The organism is Providencia vermicola, assembly GCF_010748935.1.
GTDB classification, from domain to species: Bacteria; Pseudomonadota; Gammaproteobacteria; order Enterobacterales; family Enterobacteriaceae; genus Providencia; species Providencia zhejiangensis.
Genome location: NZ_CP048797.1, coordinates 42,521 through 59,278, shown reverse-complemented (window position 1 = coordinate 59,278; position 16,758 = coordinate 42,521). Strand labels below are relative to the sequence as shown.

19 protein-coding genes are annotated in these 16,758 nt (G+C 50.2%); 1 reads left to right on the top strand and 18 read right to left on the bottom strand.

Annotation, left to right across the window (positions count from 1 at the left end; translation table 11 throughout):
• Positions 1-222: 222 nt before the first annotated feature.
• Positions 223-540: a quaternary ammonium compound efflux SMR transporter SugE gene (gene sugE / locus G3341_RS19955; RefSeq protein WP_000118520.1), complete on the top strand. Its 318-nt coding sequence runs from the start codon at positions 223-225 to the stop codon at positions 538-540.
• Here the strand turns inward: sugE and G3341_RS19950 are convergent.
• The 18 genes from G3341_RS19950 to mobH all read right to left on the bottom strand — a co-directional run bounded on the left by G3341_RS19950 (position 537) and on the right by mobH (position 16,635).
• On the bottom strand, positions 537-1,070 hold the full coding sequence (locus G3341_RS19950; RefSeq protein WP_001221666.1) for a lipocalin family protein: 534 nt from the start codon (positions 1,068-1,070) through the stop codon (positions 537-539). The two genes, sugE and G3341_RS19950, sit on opposite strands and share 4 nt — an antisense overlap.
• Before the next feature lie 93 nt (positions 1,071-1,163).
• Positions 1,164-2,309 carry a class C beta-lactamase CMY-6 gene (locus G3341_RS19945; protein ID WP_015058212.1) on the bottom strand — a complete coding sequence of 382 codons (1,146 nt, stop codon included), beginning with the start codon at positions 2,307-2,309 and terminating at the stop codon, positions 1,164-1,166.
• Positions 2,310-2,632: 323 nt separating this feature from the next.
• Positions 2,633-3,895, bottom strand: coding sequence for an IS1380-like element ISEcp1 family transposase (locus G3341_RS19940; protein ID WP_000608644.1), 1,263 nt, complete (start codon positions 3,893-3,895; stop codon positions 2,633-2,635).
• A gap of 284 nt (positions 3,896-4,179) precedes the next feature.
• Complete coding sequence (gene traA / locus G3341_RS19935) at positions 4,180-4,497, bottom strand: TraA family conjugative transfer protein (protein WP_064754699.1); 318 nt, start codon at positions 4,495-4,497, stop codon at positions 4,180-4,182.
• 78 nt (positions 4,498-4,575) lie between these two features.
• Positions 4,576-5,154, bottom strand: a complete 579-nt coding sequence (gene traV, locus G3341_RS19930; RefSeq protein ID WP_000793435.1) for a type IV conjugative transfer system lipoprotein TraV — start codon at positions 5,152-5,154, stop codon at positions 4,576-4,578.
• A complete protein-coding gene (locus G3341_RS19925) occupies positions 5,151-6,464 on the bottom strand; it encodes a TraB/VirB10 family protein (RefSeq protein ID WP_024131605.1) in 1,314 nt (437 codons plus the stop codon). The genes traV and G3341_RS19925 overlap by 4 nt, the downstream gene beginning before the upstream one ends.
• Complete coding sequence (locus G3341_RS19920) at positions 6,464-7,381, bottom strand: TraK domain-containing protein (protein WP_000794249.1); 918 nt, start codon at positions 7,379-7,381, stop codon at positions 6,464-6,466. Before G3341_RS19920 ends, G3341_RS19925 begins: the two co-directional genes overlap by 1 nt.
• Positions 7,365-7,991: a TraE/TraK family type IV conjugative transfer system protein gene (locus G3341_RS19915; RefSeq protein WP_001049717.1), complete on the bottom strand. Its 627-nt coding sequence runs from the start codon at positions 7,989-7,991 to the stop codon at positions 7,365-7,367. The genes G3341_RS19920 and G3341_RS19915 overlap by 17 nt, the downstream gene beginning before the upstream one ends.
• Positions 7,988-8,269: a type IV conjugative transfer system protein TraL gene (gene traL / locus G3341_RS19910; RefSeq protein WP_000805625.1), complete on the bottom strand. Its 282-nt coding sequence runs from the start codon at positions 8,267-8,269 to the stop codon at positions 7,988-7,990. The genes G3341_RS19915 and traL overlap by 4 nt, the downstream gene beginning before the upstream one ends.
• Positions 8,270-8,413: 144 nt before the next feature.
• Positions 8,414-8,779, bottom strand: coding sequence for a hypothetical protein (locus tag G3341_RS19905; protein WP_001052530.1), 366 nt, complete (start codon positions 8,777-8,779; stop codon positions 8,414-8,416).
• 11 nt (positions 8,780-8,790) lie between these two features.
• The gene (locus tag G3341_RS20505; protein WP_001275801.1) at positions 8,791-8,934 is read right to left on the bottom strand and encodes a hypothetical protein; all 144 of its coding nucleotides are present in this window, start codon (positions 8,932-8,934) and stop codon (positions 8,791-8,793) included.
• A 180-nt stretch (positions 8,935-9,114) separates the two neighbouring features.
• The gene (locus G3341_RS19900) at positions 9,115-9,546 is read right to left on the bottom strand and encodes a hypothetical protein (protein ID WP_001694500.1); all 432 of its coding nucleotides are present in this window, start codon (positions 9,544-9,546) and stop codon (positions 9,115-9,117) included.
• Positions 9,547-9,776: 230 nt separating this feature from the next.
• Entirely contained in the window at positions 9,777-10,154 is a 378-nt protein-coding gene (locus G3341_RS19895; RefSeq protein ID WP_000869297.1) for a hypothetical protein, read from the bottom strand.
• A 241-nt stretch (positions 10,155-10,395) separates the two neighbouring features.
• On the bottom strand, positions 10,396-10,572 hold the full coding sequence (locus G3341_RS20595) for a hypothetical protein (protein WP_169342285.1): 177 nt from the start codon (positions 10,570-10,572) through the stop codon (positions 10,396-10,398).
• Between the two features lie 47 nt (positions 10,573-10,619).
• The gene (locus G3341_RS19885; RefSeq protein ID WP_000743449.1) at positions 10,620-11,249 is read right to left on the bottom strand and encodes a DUF4400 domain-containing protein; all 630 of its coding nucleotides are present in this window, start codon (positions 11,247-11,249) and stop codon (positions 10,620-10,622) included.
• Complete coding sequence (locus tag G3341_RS19880; RefSeq protein WP_000228720.1) at positions 11,206-11,751, bottom strand: hypothetical protein; 546 nt, start codon at positions 11,749-11,751, stop codon at positions 11,206-11,208. Before G3341_RS19880 ends, G3341_RS19885 begins: the two co-directional genes overlap by 44 nt.
• Positions 11,752-11,800: 49 nt before the next feature.
• Entirely contained in the window at positions 11,801-13,666 is a 1,866-nt protein-coding gene (gene traD, locus G3341_RS19875; protein WP_000178857.1) for a conjugative transfer system coupling protein TraD, read from the bottom strand.
• Positions 13,663-16,635, bottom strand: coding sequence for a MobH family relaxase (mobH, locus tag G3341_RS19870; protein ID WP_001326173.1), 2,973 nt, complete (start codon positions 16,633-16,635; stop codon positions 13,663-13,665). The genes traD and mobH overlap by 4 nt, the downstream gene beginning before the upstream one ends.
• Between the last annotated feature and the right edge of the window lie 123 nt (positions 16,636-16,758).

The following is a 16,758-nucleotide window of genomic DNA, read 5'->3' as shown; positions in this document are numbered from 1 at the left end:
TTCTGGTTTCAGAAAGCCCTTCATCATAGAGAACTCCGATGAGTGCCAAATGCGGGAACTACGCCGCTAATTATGCTTAATTCTTGCTTTTAGCAGGCGGTGAATAAAAAGGTTGAAATTCATTTTCTTCCGGGCAAAAATGCCATTTCACACATTAGCTTTGCAGGACGACCTGCAAACGCTTCTTTCACCGGGGACGGCCCCATTGTTCTGGAGCCTGATATGTCCTGGATCGTTTTATTAATTGCAGGTTTGCTCGAAGTTGTCTGGGCGATTGGCCTGAAATACACCCACGGTTTTACGCGTCTTACGCCAAGCATTATCACTATTGCGGCGATGATCGTCAGTATCGCCATGCTCTCCTGGGCAATGCGCACGTTGCCTGTAGGAACCGCTTATGCGGTCTGGACCGGTATTGGCGCTGTTGGGGCGGCCATTACAGGGATTTTGCTGCTGGGTGAGTCTGCCAGCCCGGCACGTTTGCTGAGCCTTGGGCTGATCGTTGCTGGCATTATTGGTCTGAAGCTGAGCACTCACTAAGCGCCAGGCTGTTTCACCCAAATCAGTTTATTCACTTCAAACCCTTCCCGGGTCGCGATGGCTAACATTTGCTGTTTCATTTCATCTGAAATAGTAGGGGTCCGTGAAAGGATCCACAGGTAGTCGCGATCCGGACCACAAACCAGCGCGTGACGATATTCCCGGTCGAGTGCAATTACGTTATACCCGCCATAGAAGGGGCCGAAAAAAGAAACCTTAAGCGCGGCTCTGCTTGGGTCGCCGGTGAAATAGGCTTTCCCTTCCGTTTTCTGCCACATCTCCCTGTCAGGGTTATAGCCCTTGTTAATAACGTTGATGCCGCCGTCGTCGCGCAAGCTGTATGTTGCGGTCACTTTATCCAATCCGCGCTCGAAACGATGGTCGAAGCGCGCAATTTCATACCAGGTTCCCAGATAGCGTTTGGCATCAAAGTTATTTACCACGGTAACGCCTTTCGGCGGTGTCGGGGAGCTACACGCGACAACCAGGAATGCAGCCGTAACTGCAGCAACGACGGGCAAAATGCGCATGGGATTTTCCTTGCTGTATTTTTGTTAAGTGTAAATGACAACAGGAAAAAAAGAGAAAGAAAGGAGGCCCAATATCCTGGGCCTCATCGTCAGTTATTGCAGCTTTTCAAGAATGCGCCAGGCCGCCTCGACACGGACAGGGTTAGGATAGCTTTTGTTTGCCAGCATCACGATGCCAAGGTTTTTTTCTGGAACGAAGGCTACGTAGCTGCCAAATCCACCAGTGGAGCCCGTTTTATGCACCCATGAGGCTTTCACTGCGGGGGCGGGCGGGTTTACCTCAACGGCGGGAAGCGCTGCCAATGCCACTTTGCTGTCGCTGCCGTTGATGATCGAATCAGCTTTCAGCGGCCAGTTCAGCATCTCCCAGCCTAATCCCTGGTACATATCGCCAATACGCCAGTAGCGAGACTGCGCAAGCGCAATGCCCTGCTGGAGCGTTTTCTCCTGAACGTGGCTGGCATCCATGTTGGCCTGAACCCAGCGGGCCATATCAATAACGCTGGATTTCACGCCATAGGCTTCGGCGTCAAGTTGTCCCGGAGAAACGTGTACGGGCTTCCCTTCGCGATAGCCCAAGGCATAATCTTTTTGTTCGTTCTGCGGAACCGTAATCCAGGTATGCGCCAGTTTTAATGGTTGCAGGACGCGTCTGGTCATTGCCTCTTCGTAACTCATTCCTGAGGGTTTCACCGCCAGCGCGCCAAACAGACCAATGCTGGAGTTAGCGTAAAGTCGCTTAGCGCCCGGAGTCCATTGCGGCTGCCAGTTTTGATAAAAATGCAGTAATGCGGCTTTATCCCTAACGTCATCGGGGATCTGCAGCGGTAGGCCGCCTGCCGTATAGGTGGCTAAGTGCAGCAGGCGGATACCCTGCCACTGTTTGCCTGTCAGTTCTGGCCAGTATTTCGTGACCGGATCGCTGAGCTTAATTTCGCCGCGGGCGATAGCATCGCCGCCCAACACGCCGTTAAACGTCTTACTAACCGATCCTAGCTCAAACAGCGTTTGCTGCGTGACTGGGTGGTTATTGGCGATATCGGCTTTACCCCAGGTGAAATAATAGGGTTTTCCCTGGTAGATAACGGCAACGGCCATACCCGGAATAGCCTGCTCCTGCATCAACGGGGTGATGGTGCGATTAACGATATCGGCAATCTGTTGTTCTGTTTTTGCGGCAGCAAATGTGGAGAAAGAGGCTGTCAGCAGCAGAGCGCAGCATAACGATTTTTTCATCATGAAATCAGTTCCGTAATTAAAAGCAAAAAGGTGTCCGGGCCCGTCAGACGCAATCAGTGTGTTTGATTTGCACCGTGTTGACAAACGGTTAAATTTAGCAGCAGATATAAGTTTTTCCTAAATTCCACGTGTGTTTTTTATTAGCTTCAAAAATCACTATTTCACGAAGAATTTAGACTGCTTCTCACACATTGTAACATTATTTACAACCACCTTTCAATCATTTTTGATAAATCATTGATTTCATCTTTGCTGCAATGATACTTAATAAACTCTGCAAGTTATCCACAGAGCAACACTCAATTTTATTGATGATATTCTTATTATACCAGACATTTTTCATACACTCCCTTGTACGGATAGTTTTCCGACAACTTCATGATTACATATCTTGCGGTTTTGATTATTTTTGCTGCAAGAAATACATACTTCAAACGAAAGGTCTTTATTTGCTGTCTGTATTCTGAAGAGTCCAAGGAATCAAACTTGAACAACAAAAATAGGTTATATGAAAGCATCATCATTTGAAACACGGCTTCATTCGCCCAAAATGACTTTAGCAAGAGATGACCCACCGCCATGTCGTATTTGGCTTCTTTGATATAGTTTTCAGCATTACCACGCTTTTCATAGTATATAACTACTTTTTCAGAAAGCAAGGTAGTATTTGTTACAAAGAAAAAGTAGTCGTATTCGGAACCTTCTAAAAGTGATAATTGTGCTCTTTCTTTTTCTGGTTTCAGTACGCGAGATACGACAAATCTTCTGTCTTTTTCCCATTTAACTAATTTTGTATACAGTTCTGTAGTTTCTCTACCTTCTTCTCCTTTAACGAATACAATTGATGAATTCGTTGCTTGTGAGGTGAGTGTAGAATAACTTTTGGCTTTAATTAAATATTTGCATCCAAGAGATTCTATCGTTTCGATAATTTTTTCATCAAAGTAGCCACTATCCATTCGAAATAAAATTTCTAAATCGTCTGATTTGATGTTAGCAACAATTTCTTTGATCATTTCCGCAGCACCGTTTGCAGTGTAAGTATTGCCACTTCTTACAAATCCGGTAACATATGCTTTTAATTCGTCGCAAAATGCAAATTGGATATTGTAGCATCGGTTTCCCAGTTTCTTAGGATTATATCCTTTTGACGCACCTTCTTGATGACCTTCTACGTTAATTACACTACTATCAATATCAATCGTAATGGATGTCAATTTACTTTTAGTGAGCAGTTTTTTAAAGACTTTAAAATTAATGTCTCTAAACATTTGGGTTGTCTTGAAGTTGAAGTTTCCTAGAAACCGTGACACTGTTTCAGGTTCTTTTACGGAAATATCAAACTCGTTGACGAGGGGATCATTTTGAAGTAGCTTTAGACGTTCTAACTTATCAATGCCAATGAAGTGACCGCAGAGCATGGTCTTTATATGATTCATCTTGATTTTATTTGTTGAGTCATTATCAAATACGAGGTCATTTTCAATAAAATCAAAAATCCCATTGCTTTTTGCATTCTCAAGGAGCAGAAAAAGACCTGCATTTGATGTTAGATTCTTAGCTTTGAAATCAATTTTATTAATCATAATTAGAACCCCTTTTTACTACTTTTCTTACTATTATTTTACCATATATCGAGTCATAAAAGCTGATAATTTAACATATTTTTGAGCACTTTTCTTTCACCCAATGGGTGAAAGCTGAATTTCGAAGGAATGCATATTTATCAAGGCTTTGATTATGCTTTTTGAAGTACTGACGTAGAATCTAGGGAAATAGTTGGAATTTGTTATGACTGGACTTTTTGCCAAAAAATAAGGGCAGCTTTTAGGCTGCCCCTATCACCCGTTGATTAACGGCAAGGTGTCTTTTACACCCCCAGGCCATTGCTGAGTTGCACAACAGCCGGGATGACCTTCTCTGCATGTTCCAGAGTAGCAGACATGATGGATTCCACTACGGTCGGGGAGTTGTACAGGCCCATACCGCCACCGATACCCATAGCGAAAGCCATGAGGCTCTGGCGAGCGATACCACCAACAACACCGACCAGGATCATCGCACCCGCAACGATTCGACCCAAAGTACCTTGGGTCCAATCCTTGAGAGTTACCCATACGTCGTCAAACGCTGTACCACCAGTACCAGCGTGGGCCTGATCCGGCACGAGCAGGAAGGCTACCACCATCAACCCCAGGAAGAGGAAGAGTGCGTTGTTTTTACTTGAGGCATTCGCCAACTGATTTGCGTTCATCAAGAACATCTCCTATTTGGTTGTTTCAGACTTCGGTTCGTGTTGTACCGTTTGCAGCGGTCTCAAAACTGGCTCACTTTGCGGTGTGCCATCCCCAATCACCCACCTGCGCGGTTCGATTTCGGTATAGACATACCCTGTCACGATGAGATCACCATTGGTGTCCTCCCAGGGAGCTACCCAAATCCGCATAACCTGTGCTGGTGTACGAATTGGAATCGGGCGATCCGGAAGACGCGGTGCGACATAGTTGTCAATCACCGGGTCTCCGGAGCTAGATGAGTTCGCTGAAACGTTTGAGGAACCTTCGCCATCCGCTTCCGCTTTGGCCTCGACTTCCTCTGGTTTCATTGGACGCGGGACATTTCCGTCATTGGTTGCGGCGTAAACGTCTCGCGCTGACATACACTGAACACCATTCGGCATTCCCGGACAGCTATACTCATCCTTGCCGATGTTGAACGTCGAACAGCCCGACAAAATAAGTAGCGCTGCACCCACCCCCAACATCTTTGCGGATCTTACTGCCTGTTCCTTTTGAGCCTCGCCTCTGGAACTGCCCTTTCTGGTCAAAATGTTCAAATTTTTCATTTCTTGGTTCCCCCGGTGGAACGAATTTGTAGCTTGGTTCCTTTGGTCACGATGATGTCTACCTGACGGCCAGCATCGACCTCGATAACAGGGAAGATGCCTTCGGCCATGTCGATATAGAACTGAGCGATGCGATCTAGCGCCTTACTGGCCCCCTTCACTGCTGCTCCCTGCAACATCTGGTCGGAGAACACAGACTGGTACTGGGTATTTGAGCCAGGGTTAGTGCTAACGACCGGCACAGGATTGACGTCAAAGGCTTCGGAAACGCCACCAAGGAAGCCTGCCATCAAGCTCTTGGCGATGATTTGCCCCTGCTTCGATACGACGCGACCACGGACACCGGCCTTACCGTCTTCACCCACTGCATAGGAATCCAGCTTCGCTTCTATGACACCCCCATCATCCCGAACGCACGAGAAGGTCTCGCCACGCAGGTACGCTCGCTCTGAACTGAGATCTCCATAGCCTGAAACAATCAGGAAGCACTCACGAACATCCGCACGGAAGCGGTTAGGCAAAATAGCCTCTTTCTGAATCCTGAGGGTCGAAGGGAACGGATCTCGACGAGCACCTTGAGATGTTGGTGCGTCCATACCGTTGATGAGCACCCCTGTCAGGATGGAGCCAGAAGGTAGGTAGATAGACTCATCATCCTTGTTGTCCTTCTCTTCAACTTCTGGCGCTTTCTGCGAGTAGCTCACTATTTGGATGCCTGGTTTAGTTGCATCACGACCGTCTCCCTTGCCAGTTGCAGGAGCCCCACCCTTCGAGTCAGGAAGCGGTGCGTCCCGAAAAAAGGATGCAGGATCTTTGTAGTCGAGCTTTTTCTCCATGAACTGACCATCACCACCAGATGCACCATTAACATCGGCTCTGGCATCCTCTGATGAAGAGGATGTTTTTCCACCAGCAGCGCCGGTTTCGACTTTCTTAGCCAATTCCATGTTCTTCTGGGTCAGGCGGTCCAAATCTTGACGAAGGCGGGTCATCTCACGGCCAACATCACTGGATTTCCCGGCAGTGGTTTTGGTTTCCTCCAGCTCTTTCTTGACTCGTTCCAGCTCCTTTTTCAGGTCGGAGTTTTCACGAGACACCATCTTCACATCGGCAGACAACGAATCTATCCCGATCTCACGGGTGTTTTTGTCTGTGAGAACGTGCTTGATGGTTTCTTGGCGACCGCGCTTCTCTTCTTTCTTGGGTTCACCAGAGAACATTGTCACGACCGCAAAAAGAACGAAGACGCCGCCAGCGATAGACACCCAACGCTTCTTGTTGGGGTCTAACTGTGTCCAAAATCGCTTAATCATTGGGCACCTCCCAGCAGCGATGGACGCTTAGACGTTGGTGCGAGACCACGCTTCTGCTTCTTCGCCACATAGATCTCCGTCTTCTGGCCGGGCTCAAGCACGTTAAGCGGCCACGTAGTCACCGCAGCCACATCCCAGCTCCCACACAACGCCTCTTTGAACTCAATAGGCTGATCAGAGACGTTCAGGGCGACACCGATGAACACGTTAAGGTGGTGGCCCATCATGTATTGCCCCTTGCTGAAATCCACCTTTACCCCAGGATGAGCGCAGCTCGGCACCGCAGCACCAGCAGGGATGCGGTTCAACGTGTAACCTTGAGGGACTTCACCAAGAGCAATCTTGCGGAATACCGACCGGATGGTTTCGACATAAGGCTGGCTCTGTTCCCAGGTCTCAGCCTTGGTATTGGCAAAAGCACCAGTGATACCTACACCACCATCGAGCTTGAGAAAGACTTCTCTGGGCGGAATACGACGGGGAACCATCGTCAGGCTGAGAGCTTGGGCTTCCGAGCCTTTTTCAGTAATGAACATAGTCACCGGATACTGCTTATCCGTGGCGACATAGACCACATTCTCTTTGATGCAGACCTCACCACACTGGCCGTTATCCGTCGCCCCGGTCAGAGATGTTGAAACGATCTCAGGATTGCTGAAAGGCGTGACGATTCGGTTCGGATGACCAACGGCTATCGGGATGATCTGGTTAACCCCCGGCTTCATCGTCAGTAAGGGGTTTTCATTCATGCTGCCCACAACCTCATGGGAGCTTTGTCCTGACGTCACAGGGGCAGGAACATCCTTTTTCATAACACTGGCCGGGACAACAGGAATGTCATCCGAGGCATAGGCCATTGAAGTTCCAAGCGCCAAGGACAGCGCCAGGAGCGAAAGTTTAGCGTTGTTCTTCATGCTTTCTCCGGTTTTCTTCTTTGCGCTGGAGTTGCTCCAAAACAGTTTTGGTGCGTGGCTTTCCTACATAGGTGTCGATGTAGTCCAGCACGGGCGCGTAGTTTGAAATCTTGATGGCGAACTCGTAGGAGCGTTCGCTACGCTCTTCGTTAGAAGAAGCCCCTTTGACGTAGGAATATCCGTAGACAAACACCTTGTCGCTCTTGGGCTCGTACTCAACAAAACGCGGCTCAAACCGCATGGTTACGCGGTCGTTCTTGATCTGTTGAGCTTGAATTTCGATGGCATCAATCACGTCCTGATAGATGCTCGGGGAGAGAAGCGGGGTGATCCGTTCTTTCACAAAGTCAACGGTTCCTGGCGTCACATTGCCAAGGAGCTGAGCAAAAGCGAAACCCCAAGCCTCTTTATAGGACTGAGAGGCGTTACTTTTCGTCACCCAGGCTTCTTCCGTGAGCGTGAAAGGCTGGATAGTGACGATGGTTTCCTTGCTGAATACTTGGACCACCAGCAGGAAAACGATAGCAATAAGACCACCCTGGAAGATTCGCCCCCACTTATTTTCTGTTTGGGTCCCTTCCCAGGTCTTGAGATACTTTTTCAGGTTCAAGGCAAATACCTCCGGACAAACGGGTTCTTGAGAGATTTGGCCTTGGTCATGATGAACCCGGCCCAGTAGATCATGTGGAGCAGGTATCCATCCGGATGGTTATCCCTGAATCGGCGATAAAGGTTGGTTACAAGTAACCCCCCCAGAAAGCAGATCAGAGCCTTACCGATGATGACCCCTATCGTTAGCCCCAAAAGCATCGGGGCCAACTCATCTGCGCTCCACAACAGCAGATGCGGGGGCTCATCGACCCGGCGCGGTATCTTTACAGGCTTCATAGCAACCCTCTTCTTTTCCTAGTGGCCTGTATTCTCATTCAGGGTCACTGATTTTCTGCCACGGCTTCGCGCCCTTTTCGGGCACTTCCAGCGACAAATAAAAAAAGGCGGCCTAAGCCGCCTTTTTTGCGTTTACTGGATCGGTTATTGATTTTGAGGAACCGCTTCCGAATGTTTTTCCGAAGCCGCAACGCTAACTTCATTGGCTGGTCGGGCCACCTCCAGAGTTTTCACTTCCTTGTTAGCATTGGCTTTAAACTTGAACATCAGACTGTACGCCGCCAGCAGGAAGAAGCTGAGAATGCCCCAGTAGGTCTGAACCGTGCCCAGAGCCTTGGCCGGGTCACTTGCAGCTCTGTTGGCCGTATCAGCAGCCAACTTAACCCACTGACTCCAGTCAAAACCTGCCGCAAAAGCAGACAGCCAAAACGCGACGGCCACTGGAACGATGAAGATGCACATCAGCACCGCGTTCATCAAAAACCAGAAAAATTGTTTATTAAGGTTCACACTTCCTCCCATTAACCTAGAAAATTGAATGCGTGTTCCAGGTTCATCCCTGCAACAACACCTATAACGAACATCACCTGCCAGACAAGGAACTGCCAGGAGATGAATGAACCAGATGAGCTTTCGCTTTCTCTGACGTGAGCTTGTGCGGACATAGACCCTCCAAATAACTTGTCGTCATCACGGAGTAATCGTCTCTTAATTGATCAATCTAGGAACAGTGCTGTTACGGCCCATTTTGGGCACTTTATGGAGGTTTATTCGAGGAGATGATAAGAGCGGGAGGCGAAAAACTTTCACATGTGAAAGTTCAAAGCGGCCGATGGCCGCTTGTTTCACACTGTTCTATTGTAACGGAGTTCTCGATAAGCATCCCATGCTTGCTCTGATGAGACACCTCGACGACCAACATCTGTGGCGCACTCAAGGTCCATCTTGTACTGCTTAACCTTCTGGTCTGCTGTATCGCCCCAGCTCATGGCTGATGGGTACTTGGAAACACTAAACACATTTTCAAGTTCAGCCTGATAGTCGTCGTTTTGTAACAGAGGTTCGGTTTCACCATCATCCCAGCGAATGTAAGCCTTACCCTGGAGAGCCTTCAAATGCAAAGGCACCAGTAAGGTGGAAATCACTTCGTCAGCCCTGATGTCTTTGTAAGCACACCAGTGAGGTTTAACGGTGATCACACCATTTACCAAAACGATGTCACACGCCAGTGTCGCTTCAACATTATCGTTAACATCCTGCCGAGCGTAGATCTCCACGAAACCAACCTGCTCTGGATCAACCTTGTCGATGAAGCTCCAAAAGCTGGGGTACGACGTTCCATCGCTGAGCGTCAACTGACCGTCATGCTCTTTCAGTATACGGTTCAGTTGTGCAGTGAAGAACTCTGCCGACACTTTTCTTGCCAATGGTTCCATATCACTCAGTCGTAGAGTGGCTCCTCCACTCCCCTCATACACCTCTCCAAAAAAGAAATCTCTCTTACGCATTAGACTTTGCCACCTTTAATCGCTTGCTGGGTCAGCTTGATCCAGTTCAACGGGTTTTCACAGTCAACATGGTTGCCAGCGGCACCAACTACCGTTTTGTATGCCTCCGAGCCTGCCGCTGTGTGTACAGCCAGCATAAACGAAAACATAGGGTCATTTTGCATGGTGCCAATCATCATTGCACTGGAAGTGTCTTTGAGCTGGCAGTTTTCAACCCGCAGATTGAGTACATCTTTTGCCACCATCTGACAGTCGGGACACACCTTCTCAAGGTTCTTGAGCTTTGCGTCGTCATTGAGCACATCAGGAGCCGCGATGGCAGTACCGGCTATACACAGCCCCAGTGCCAGCAGTTGGAGTCTATTAGTTACTTTCATGGTTCCTCTCTATATCGTTCCAATTTCGTTTCGGTAAAAGAACAGTGGCCCAGTGACTGTTCTGAGTTCCGGCGTTACTTGCTTTACTCTTGAGCAAATATGCTGCTTGAAAAAGTTGTGGTATCCGTACAACGCTGGGCGTGTAAATACGGAAAAGATAATGAGGGTGATGGCCGCACCAGCGGCCCACCCGATCACGTCCGGAGAGATAAGTCCTGACACGTCTGAGATACGTTCTGGTTCAACCAAGCGGCACACCACCAGCACCCAGAACCACATTACCGGCATCACAAAGATCATCTTTCCGACGCAAGCAATGAGCACCTTCACCAAATTCAAGCTCTGCGCCCAGTAAAGCCACAACGCAGACAAGGATTGGCGACGTATCACCTGGTAGACGTTCAATGGGATGTCGCACAGATGCACCCCATCTTGATTTATAACGGAGTAGCTCATCCTCCCTCCCTATACCCGTTTCTGGAGGTTGCCGAACGTCAGGCCAACCAGGACACAGCACGTCATCATTGTCATCGGGATGACAACCGGATCGAGCGCTATGGGGATGAAGAACGCGATGAACAATCCGGCCATCAGGTACATCGTTCCGCGAACGCTGTAACGATGGAGAACCGGACTCGCATAATCGAAGTTGGTCCGCTTAATTCGCCATGTCATCATCCCGTCATATACCGCAGGTACGAACAGGATCAGCATATAGGGAGCCCACGCGGCTAACAGTGCCAACCTTGTGTAGAACTGGTAAATGACGTTGACAAAGGCTTCCATGCGGCCTTTGACCCACACAAACCAGCCCTTGCCCATGTCCTGCATCCCCTTGGACTTCTGGCGCTCCTCTTCTGATGGGATCAGCGTTTGGTACATCCCCTCATAGAATCCTGAATCAATAACGCTCGACCTGAACCAGGTAGATGCTTTGTTCTGTATCCAGTCTCTTGCTTCGACACCAAGACTCTGTTCCACCAGCTCGGATTCCCTTTTGATGGCTCTGTCTGTCCAGTCGCCAGGGATCAGCAGCAATATTGCCAGCAACTCAATAACCAGCAGCCATGCGACCAGCAACCACGGCTTCTTCATAGTCGGTTCTCCTTAAAACAGTTTTCACGCTCTCACAGGTGATGAGCTCATACAGCAAGCCACGCAAAGAGGTCTCATCCTCATGGGGCTGCGGGTTAATGGATAGTTCTCCTGGATGGGAAGAAAGCCACAGTGAGAACGACTCTCCTGAATCGACAGACCATGAATCACCGCCACTATCGACAATTTGCACTTCCAACGCCCGGCAGGTTTCGGTGATCAGGGTTTCCAGAAATGCCCCAATTCTGGCCGGGTCTTCATATTTCTCTCTCTGCTCATGAAACACGAGCTGGCTGTAGCGATGCAGAGCTTCTTCAATGATCGGGTAAATCACAGGCTCCTGATTAGCCTTAATCCCGTCTGTGATGTAGCAGCTCAGCTTCTCGATGATGGCCTCCGATGCAGGCCAGTCGAATTGGAGGATGCTCAGGATGTGAGCGTTCTTGCGGCCACGACTTTTCAATTCATTCATAACCCTGTCGAAAGGGTTCACATCGACCATGATGGCTACCTCGTAATTTCTATACTTCTTGTCACACATAGCTCTGCTCTTACTGGGTCAATATGGGCAGACGGCCTTTTACGATTGTTCCGCCTGAAATTTTGGCTATGTATTCCAGGTTCGGAAGCATTCCCAATAACTGGGCTGGGAACAGATCAGCTTCCTCCTCCATCAAACGCTCGCCTTGGTTGCCTCCGTGCATAATGGGCTCCTTGCCATCCGAGTTCTGGCCTTGAGTCCGCATGACGTACTTGAGCCGGGTCTTCGGCAAGTTATCTGCGATATACTCCTGTGTTTCACCATCGACGATACGCAGAGCAAACGTGTTGTTGATGTTCCCCAACACTTGGAGCGCTTTGTCTTTGCTACCCAGTCGAGCTGCGAAGTCAGCAAAAGTCTGAGTTGCAACGAAAAGACGAAGTTTCGCACCGCGACCTTTGTTCAGGAGCTGGATGAACGGGTCGTTGATCACCTCAGCAGCCTCATCAACAAAGATATTTACGGGTCTGTTGTTGACGCCGTAGTTGTATCTGTCACCGGCAACCGCTGTCAGGTCTGACAGGAAGATGGACCCCATAGCACTACCAACCATGTTGTCGGTCAGGGAGTCGAGCCCCAGATAAGCAACTTGAGCGTTGTTGATGATTTTTGCGGAATCAGTGATCTGGCGTTCGTCGCTCAGATCAGATGAGTCTGGAGACAGCAGAGGGCCTAGCTCCCCGGACGTCAGCATATTCATGATCGGCAGGAGGTTCGCCACCATCTTGGAGAAGTGGGTTTGGTCGTGCTGGAACATCGACAGCAAGCCTTCCAGATCAGAGTTTGGGTGCTCAGGTTGGATGATGTCGTAGTAGAACTTCATCAACGCGAAAGCGATCTTCTCACGCGAACCGTTTTTGACTTTCTCCAAATAAGCCGCTGCTTCTGCCTCCCAGTCGGGCATAACTCGCTCTGAGTAAGCCTGAACGGCCTTGATGACCAAGCCAGCAGCGCCACCTTCAAGGAATCGGCGGAGCTTTGTCAGGTTGGGACGATCATGAGTGATGACCAAGCCCTGAGCGATGTTGTTCAGTGCCTGCCATCCAAATGATTTGAACGGGTCGGCCCCTGCTTCGGACGGGATCAACGCTGCCAAACGACTTGCAATTTCAGTCACGCGGGTGAAGTTACGCAGAGGGTCGATACGCACCGACTCTTCCGGGAATGCTGGATGAAATGAGACGAATCTTTCCGGCTGCCCCATAGCTTCACAGGCACGTCGTGCATTGTCCCGCATCTCCTTATCCCCTTTCGGGTCTATGATGATCACGGCTTCCCCACGCAGAATGGCCTGTGAAATCAGGATGTCGAACATACGGGTCTTGCCCGAGCCGGTGGTCCCAACGATCAGCGAATGCCCCTCAGTGTGCTTGAGTGGCTGCATCAGCTTCTCTTCTTTGGGTTCTACCCCGTGAATCCAGGGCTGGCCGATTGGCAGCTCCTTTTTCTTACCCTGTATCTTCCGGACAACCTTTTTGACCGTGGACTCTCTCCCTACGATGGAAGTCCAGTCGCGTTTCAGGATCTCAAACACGCGCTGGGCATGGCGGTTTTCCCACAGGAACCCACTACCAAGCCACATATCGTCCGGCGTGTCCTTGATGTACTTTTGGAGCTCCGCAATAGAAATAAACTCCAGATCACGCCCCTTCAAATGCTTTTGGAGCAGGTGAAGTTTGATAGCCTTTGGCAAACGAGCCATCGCCATCACGCCACAGATCCCCGTCATCCAATAGAAGGGCTCCGGAGGCATCGTGCTGACTTGCTCTACGGCCAAAGCCGCGCCGGAGGCGGCAAGCCAGCCTGCTACAGCATTTTTTTCATAGTTGGGCCGCCACGGCATCTCGTAGGCGAGCGGGTCATAACTCATTGTCATGTTTCATTTACCTCTAAATACAGTTTTCCCTGACGTTTCTTGAGCAAAGGCCGTCTCTGTGCCCGGCTCAGCATCCCGCAGAGGATGTGTTTGCTGATGCCGATGTTTTCACCGGCAATCATGTCGAAGGCTTTGTCACTGGTTACTAAGCAGCCATCCTCTTCCAGGACAGGTGTCACGAGCCATCTGCCCGAGCGTTTTTGGATCATGTCCTTGAGCATCTGGAGTGCTTTCTGAGGCGTAACACCAGACGGCAAGAAATCTTCCGCGTTGATGTCTTTCGGGTTTGTTTTCGCCTTAGGCGGCTCAAACTCCCTAACCTCTGGCTCTTCCCTTTCTCGCACCTCGACGTGTCCCAATTCCTTCTCACGCTCAACTTTGGGCTCAGGAGCCACTGGTTGAACCTCCCGCTTAGGAAGGCGAGCCACGTTCTGTTTTTCTTGGACCGGCTGGCGCTGCGGCTCTTCAACCGGAGAAGTAACATCGACCTTCTTCTCCTTCTGCTGTGGCTGGGAGTCCTTACCTTTCGCCTTTTGTTCAGGCGAGGGTTTACCGGCGTTAACCTCAGGCTTCTGCTGCTGCGCCTTTTTTCGGCTTTGTTGTTTCGGTGCAGACTTATTCTTGCTTGCATCCAAGCCAGGGGGAGAGACGAGCTCAAAGGCATCCTGGTATCCCCCCATTGACGCCTCGGCATCCTTAATGGCCGCTACGACTGCATCTGAAAGCTGCTCCGCCAGTACAATTGCCTTCACTCCGCTGAAATCACGAACTTTGCGACCTGGCATAATCGGGTCTGGAACAATCGCGTTGGCGTGGGACAGCTTCGAGAGAACCTCTGACGGCGCACCCAGCGACCGAGCGCCATCCGGGTACAAAATGACGGCTTGACCCTTCATCAGGCATAGGACTTCGCCCAGCGTCGTTTTACCTTCCAAAACAGGCATGATCGCTTGTTCAAGCAACGCCGATGCTTCTCCGTACCCGGCTAACATCTCAACGAGTAAGGTCTTTGCGTCTTTCTCATGCAGATTAGGTTTGTCCGTAGGTGGCATTGCTGGCGCTGGTGTTGTTTGTTCTGGTGCGTCAGTCAGCATAGGGAGCGGCTCAATCGCCCATGATGGCGGTTCATCAGAACTACCGAACATTGGAAAGTCATCGCCCTGCAGGGAGTTTTGTTCTTGTGGAACGAAGTCCTGTTTTGGCTGCTTCTCTTGCTTTCCGGGCATTGCCACATCTGGGATTTCTGAGTTTGTTGCGTCAGTGCTGGCTGTCTCTGCCGATGCGCTGAATGCGTCAAACGGAAAGTCGATGTCCCCCAGTCCACCCCCAACATCCTTGAGTGCTTGTAACGGATTGTCGTTTGCCAAAGGTGGTGCGTTTTTGGCAATGTCCTGAGGGGACAAATCCTCTTTTGCCTCTGGTTTGTGGGGTTGTTTCTCTGTATCACTCTTCGGTTTTGCTTTGCCCGGTTTGCTCTGCGGCTTACCCTTCTTGCCAGCGTCAGGCTTAGATGATTCCGTTGATCCAGCATCTTTTTGCTCTGGTTTCTCCTCGACAGCATCTGAGGTGCTTTTCAGCATCTCCATCGCATCACCAAAGCCAAGACCAGCTAGAGCTTTCTCTGCTTCCTGCTCTGCGGCCAACATGTCATCGTTCAGAGCTGACACATCTTCCTCTTGGTCGTCATCGACTTCCTCAGGATCAACGAACTCAATCTCAGCGTCCTCAACATCACCAACAACTTCCGCAGCAACAGCCGCAGGAGGCTCAGTCGTAAACACCAGGTCGTTTGATTCGAGTCGGAGCATCAAGATCTTCACCGATCCCGCCGCCTCCTGGAGCATCTCAGGCAAAACTTCCCAGTAGCGGTAGTACGCACGTTCACCCTTCTCCTGCACCGTGTTTGGTACAGCAAAACCACGTTCGATGAGAATGTCGGCCAGTGTGTCAGGGTCTCGTGGAATACCGGGGATCTTGTCGTGGCTGATCAAGTCATAAAGGTCCCCAAGCTGTTTCCAGGCAATGAATACACCTTGGTTGAGGTGCCAGACTTTCGCGCCTGGCTCATTGACCTTCCATTTTCCGGTTTTAACCAGGCGGCGGATGGCATCGAACACGTACCGCTCGACAGGCACACCATAGGAGAACTCGTCCACATCGAGACGACTCTGGCGAAGGTCCCGTGAGACGCTCTCTTGGTCAGCGCGAAGCATCAGCTTGGTCACAGGCTGATTGACGCTGGTTCCTGAGATAGCTTCCAGCATCGCTTCCATGATGGACGGGCCAGACTTGGACAGAAACTCCCGAGTCTCAGCCGGAATAATTCGATCCACCGCCAGCAGCGAGAATTGCTCATGTCTTTTGTGTCGCTTGTCGCGCCACCGGATAAAGTAACGGTCGATTTCGTGACGGTGTGCCCAGTCATGAAGTGACTCCGAATACGGGTTCCATGTGATTGACCCGTCTTTGTCCGTAATGGACACATCCGAGAGCGGTTTACCCACATCATGCAGCAGCCCGGAGAAACAGCTCGCCAGTCTCCAACGCGGCTCATTGTCACGGCGTTCACGAGGCGTCCCCTCGATGGAAAAGATAACTGACTCAGATGCCTGAGCTGCCCAGAAGGCCACTTCAAGCCCATGTCGGAACAGACCACCAGCGCCACGGTGGTGGTGTGATTCGGAAGCTGGCAACAGGTGAACAAACGCGGCATACCGCTGGATCACCGGCAAAACAAGCCGGTTGAAGTCGTCCACAGTGAAACCGAGAGAGTTCCGCACTTTCTCAATCAGTTCAGCTTGGGTTGCCAGTATCTTGTCTAGTGGGGCCACTGGCAGGCCCTTGGCAAAAGGTGGGTATCGAGGGATTTCTTCATCTTCCACGTCTTTAAGCGGCAACACTCTGACGCTCGGCGCGGTCTCGATCACTCCACTTCGCCCACCAAATAACTTGTTAAGGGCTTTCAGCATGTAGGTTGACCATATTCCTATCGTATTTCTCGTCGCTACATGCTCTCAAAACACCTTTAGATCGCACACACGCCTATCTGTCCAATTTGGGCAGTTTGAGAAACCAGCTTTCCATCCCCCCCC

Excerpts from the sequence above, each read along its gene's own strand:
- traL (WP_000805625.1), bottom strand. The coding sequence starts at position 8,269 with ATGAAGCCTGTAAAGATACCGCGCCGGGTCGATGAGCCCCCGCATCTG.
- mobH (WP_001326173.1), bottom strand. The coding sequence starts at position 16,635 with ATGCTGAAAGCCCTTAACAAGTTATTTGGTGGGCGAAGTGGAGTGATC.
- sugE (WP_000118520.1), top strand. The coding sequence starts at position 223 with ATGTCCTGGATCGTTTTATTAATTGCAGGTTTGCTCGAAGTTGTCTGG.
- G3341_RS19885 (WP_000743449.1), bottom strand. The coding sequence starts at position 11,249 with ATGAAGAAGCCGTGGTTGCTGGTCGCATGGCTGCTGGTTATTGAGTTG.
- G3341_RS19880 (WP_000228720.1), bottom strand. The coding sequence starts at position 11,751 with ATGGTCGATGTGAACCCTTTCGACAGGGTTATGAATGAATTGAAAAGT.
- traV (WP_000793435.1), bottom strand. The coding sequence starts at position 5,154 with ATGAAAAATTTGAACATTTTGACCAGAAAGGGCAGTTCCAGAGGCGAG.
- traD (WP_000178857.1), bottom strand. The coding sequence starts at position 13,666 with ATGACAATGAGTTATGACCCGCTCGCCTACGAGATGCCGTGGCGGCCC.
- G3341_RS19920 (WP_000794249.1), bottom strand. The coding sequence starts at position 7,381 with ATGAAGAACAACGCTAAACTTTCGCTCCTGGCGCTGTCCTTGGCGCTT.
- G3341_RS20505 (WP_001275801.1), bottom strand. The coding sequence starts at position 8,934 with ATGTCCGCACAAGCTCACGTCAGAGAAAGCGAAAGCTCATCTGGTTCA.
- G3341_RS19895 (WP_000869297.1), bottom strand. The coding sequence starts at position 10,154 with ATGAAAGTAACTAATAGACTCCAACTGCTGGCACTGGGGCTGTGTATA.
- traA (WP_064754699.1), bottom strand. The coding sequence starts at position 4,497 with ATGGTGGTAGCCTTCCTGCTCGTGCCGGATCAGGCCCACGCTGGTACT.
- G3341_RS19945 (WP_015058212.1), bottom strand. The coding sequence starts at position 2,309 with ATGATGAAAAAATCGTTATGCTGCGCTCTGCTGCTGACAGCCTCTTTC.
- G3341_RS19940 (WP_000608644.1), bottom strand. The coding sequence starts at position 3,895 with ATGATTAATAAAATTGATTTCAAAGCTAAGAATCTAACATCAAATGCA.
- G3341_RS19950 (WP_001221666.1), bottom strand. The coding sequence starts at position 1,070 with ATGCGCATTTTGCCCGTCGTTGCTGCAGTTACGGCTGCATTCCTGGTT.